The sequence below is a fragment of the Methylobacterium sp. CCH7-A2 genome (assembly GCF_001557075.1).
GTDB classification, from domain to species: domain Bacteria; phylum Pseudomonadota; class Alphaproteobacteria; order Rhizobiales; family Beijerinckiaceae; genus Allobosea; species Allobosea massiliensis.
This window is the reverse complement of the sequence record NZ_LSKN01000241.1, coordinates 1-927: the sequence shown is the minus strand read 5'-3', so window position 1 is coordinate 927 and position 927 is coordinate 1. Positions and strand designations below refer to the sequence as shown.

General features: G+C 65.0%; 1 protein-coding gene. It reads left to right on the top strand.

Annotated features, from left to right (window positions below; translation table 11 throughout):
* The coding region (locus tag AX750_RS18305) for a transposase (protein WP_197426551.1) at positions 1 to 617 on the top strand (617 nt) is incomplete at its 5' end.
* Positions 618 to 927 lie beyond the last annotated feature (310 nt).

Below are 927 nucleotides of genomic sequence, written 5' to 3'. Positions count from 1 at the left end.
TCAGGCGGATCGTCCGCGGCGAGCGCAGCGACGTCTTCCGACCTCGCCAGAGTTCTCTGGAAGCGCATCTACCCTGGTTGGATGCGCAATGGGACGCCGGCGACCGCAATGCATCCGCCCTCTGGCGCACAATGCGAAGGAACGGCTTTCGGGGAAGCCTCAGGGTTGTCTCCGAATGGGCAACTCGCCGCCGGCGCGCTGAGAAAGCGGACGCAAGCAGTCTCGCACGTGTCCCGTCGGCCCGGACCATCGCGAGGTTGATGACCACCGGTCGCGACCATCTCACGAAGGCCGAAACTGTTACGATCGCCGCGATTGAGAACGGCGTGCCGGCCTTGGTCGAGGCTCGCGAGATCGTCGCCGACTTCCATGCCATGATCAGGTCGAGGCGGGCCGAGCCTTTGGCTTCCTGGATCGAGAGCGCCTCCCAAAGCCTGGTCGCCTCGTTGGCGAACGGCGTCCGACGAGACGAGGCCGCGGTCCGAGCAGCAATCCTCTCCGTCTGGTCGAACGGTCAAACCGAGGGCCAGATCACCCGGCTCAAGCTCGTCAAACGCCAAATGTACGGCCGCGGAAAGATCGATCTCCTCCAAGCCCGTCTGATCGGCGCGCAATGACCCCAAGCGTCAGCAGAACTGCGTCAGACCCCCCAATCAACGCGGGCAGAGGGGTCACGCGCTCAGTAACAGCTCCTGACCCAGGCTCGTCGGGAACCGCCGTAGCGCGTTCGCACCCACCGTCGTTCGAGGACGCATGGGCCTTCGTAGCCTGCCCCGTAGCCGCCGCCACCATCGTACGCAGGATAGCCACCGTAGCCATAGCCACCGTAATAGGCTGGCGAATAGTAACCCCCGTAACCGCCGTAATATCCCAGGCCGTAGCCGAGACCGAGGCCCGTCAGCAACCAGGGCGCCCCCCAGCCGCCGT